The 2,706-nt window shown below is 63.6% G+C and carries 3 protein-coding genes; all 3 read right to left on the bottom strand.

Translation table 11 applies throughout. The features are described 5' to 3' along the window. Positions 1 to 183: 183 nt before the first annotated feature. Positions 184 to 606, bottom strand: coding sequence for a GFA family protein (locus BLP76_RS18480; RefSeq protein WP_092816702.1), 423 nt, complete (start codon positions 604 to 606; stop codon positions 184 to 186). Between the two features lie 86 nt (positions 607 to 692). After that, a complete protein-coding gene (locus BLP76_RS18475; RefSeq protein ID WP_092816700.1) occupies positions 693 to 935 on the bottom strand; it encodes a hypothetical protein in 243 nt (80 codons plus the stop codon). Between the two features lie 322 nt (positions 936 to 1,257). Continuing rightward, a complete protein-coding gene (locus BLP76_RS18470) occupies positions 1,258 to 2,439 on the bottom strand; it encodes a Fic family protein (protein ID WP_092816698.1) in 1,182 nt (393 codons plus the stop codon). Positions 2,440 to 2,706: the final 267 nt, after the last annotated feature.

Genomic DNA, 2,706 nt, shown 5'->3' with positions numbered 1-2,706 from the left:
TACGCCCTGGATAAGAATGGAAACCAGCGATGAAGCGTCAAGCTCCGAAGAGCAGTGCTCCTCGCCGCCGGTGTTGCGGTATATATTCAGACCGCTCCGGCCTGTCAACAGACTCATTTCGAAATTCGACATCGCGTTCGTCCGGCCCCGGTTTTCCGCGATTTCGCGCCTCCCCCGCCCGTCTCACTCCTCAAAGCGGTCCGAAGGATCCCGGTCCTGCGTATAGCGGTGGCGCACCGGAAACGCCGGAAGCCAGGATTCCCGGCGCACGGTCCAGCTTTCATAGGTCGGCTTGAACTGATCCGGCTGATCGAGCGCCCCGAGATAGACCTCCACCTCGTCGTCACTGCGGGCAAACACCGAGGAGCCGCAGCGCCCACAAAAATACCGCCCGCGATAATCGGAGGGCGCGCCGGTGACTGTCACCGCATTGTCAGGAAAGATCGCCGAGGCATGAAACAGCGCCCCGTGATGCTTGCGGCAATCGAGGCAATGGCAGAGCCCGACGCGGTAGGGCCGCCCCGTCGCGACGAAGCGCACCTCCCCGCACAGGCAGCCGCCGGCGAATGTCTCCCCGGCGAATGTCTCCCCGGTGAATGTCTCCATGCTGCAGCTCCCGGCATTGCGCGTTCTGGCCAACGTCTTGCAAAGACGGGCCCGGCGCAAGCGGCTCTGGGAAGCGATGACCGGGATTATTCGCAGCGACAGCACGTCAGCTCTTCGTGGAAATCGGCACCCGAAGACGCCACGACGACCTTTTGCGCTCGCTCGCCCTCGACACTGGCCTTGCCGCTCGGATGGGCTCCCGCGATCGCCTGCAGCCGATCGGCTGCCGCAGCGGCGATGAGAGCCTTGGCGTCATGCTGATCACCGATTCGGGAATCCCCTCGGCGTGCGCTGTTCGCGCGCTCTGCAACGGGTGAAAAACCGCCCATTCCCCTCCGCGTGACCAGCAAAGATCCCCGGCAACAACACCGACAGCCCGGCTCGCTCCCGGCAAACGAGCCGGCAGGCCAAGCGAATCACGCGCTCCCGGCCGCAATTGCTCGCCCCCGGCCGGTTCGCCGACTGACGACCGAGATGACGGCGACGGCATGGCGTCGCGTGTGTCGAACACCCGCTCCCGGCCGCACGGACCACTCTTCCCGCGAGCGGAAATGCCGCAGACACGCCCGACGCACTCCCGAAACTTCCCCTCAAAACTCTTCAGCCGAAGCCGGTCTACGCCGGGGACAGCGAATTGTTGCGGCAGAACCGTCAACTGCCGGCAGGCAAGGGATCCGTCCCCTCAGAGAGGATGGCGAGATAGCGCCGGTAGCTGAACACCCGCCCCCGCTTGCGCCCGGTGATCTCCTCAAGGATGCCCATCTTCTCCAGTTCGGCCAGGGCCGCATTGACTGTCGGCGCCGACAAGCCGGTTTTCTCGACGAGCTGGTTGGAGCTCAGGAAGGGGTTCTGCTGAAAAAGCTCGTGGATCCGCAGCGCCGAGCCGGCACGGTCGCTTTCGTTCGTGATTCGCTCGCGGTCTTCCTTGAAGAGGTCGACAATCCGGGTGGCCGCCTCGAAGGCCTGGTTCGCCGTTTCGGCCACGCCCGCGAGGAAGAAGTCGAGCCAGGCCTCCCATGCGCCATGCTCGCGCACCTCCTGAAGCAGGCGGTAATAATCGGCCCGGTGCGTCTTCAGGTAGAGGCTGAGATAGAGCAGCGGCTTGCGCAGCACCCCGTTGACGCAAAGATACAGCGTCACCAAAAGGCGGCCGATGCGGCCGTTGCCGTCGAGAAACGGGTGGATCGTCTCGAACTGGACATGCAGCAGACCGGCCTTGATCAGGGCCGGCAAACGCGATTCGTCTTCGTGGATGAAGTGCTCCAGCGCCTCGAGGCAGGCATCGAGTTCGGTGACCGGCGGCGGCACATAGAGCGCGTTCCCGGGGCGCGAGCCTCCGATCCAGTTCTGAGAGCGGCGGAATTCGCCCGGATCTTTCGTGCCGCCGCGGCCGCTTTTCAAAAGCCGGCCATGCATCTCGCGGATGAGGCGCAACGACAAGGGAAGCTCGGCAAGCCGTTCCAGCCCGTACATCATCGCATCGACGTAGTTCGAGACTTCGCGGATGTCGTCGATCGGCTCTCCCGCCTGAGCTTCGGTCTCAAAGCGCAGAAGGTCGCTCAGCGTGGATTGCGTCCCCTCGATCTGCGACGAGAGCACCGCCTCCTTGCGCACATACATATAGAGAAAGAGCTCCTGGCGGGGCAGCAGCATGGTGATGCCGTCCAACCGCCCGAGCGCGCGCTCGGCAAGACTCAGGCGATCGAGAAGGACCAGGACATCGATCGGCGGCTTCGGCGGCAGAGGTGGCGGAACGAAGGCGCGGACGTTTTCGCCCGCGACAGGCGTTGCGACATATCGGCCGAGGCGCGGATCAGAATCGGAATCGGTCATGGCGCATCCTGGTAGCGCGAAGCTATTTATGCAATCATGACTTGGCTTAAATAACATCCATGCCGGTGTAAGCAGCCTTAAATAGCCACGTCGCTCCCGCCCTATCGCAACCGACGGAGAGCGCCGCCCGACCGAGACGGATGGGCCGATCTGCCACCGGCACGTTAGGGCAGGCCCCAGAACGCGCAAAAGCCCCGCTTGGTGTGCGGGGCTTTGGGGGATTGTTTTGATATGGTTGCGGGGAGAGGATTTGAACCTCTGACCTTC

Source organism: Afifella marina DSM 2698 (assembly GCF_900102695.1).
GTDB classification, from domain to species: domain Bacteria; phylum Pseudomonadota; class Alphaproteobacteria; order Rhizobiales; family Afifellaceae; genus Afifella; species Afifella marina.
The sequence above is the reverse complement of the archived record's forward strand: the minus strand, read 5'-3'. Positions and strand labels throughout refer to the sequence as shown.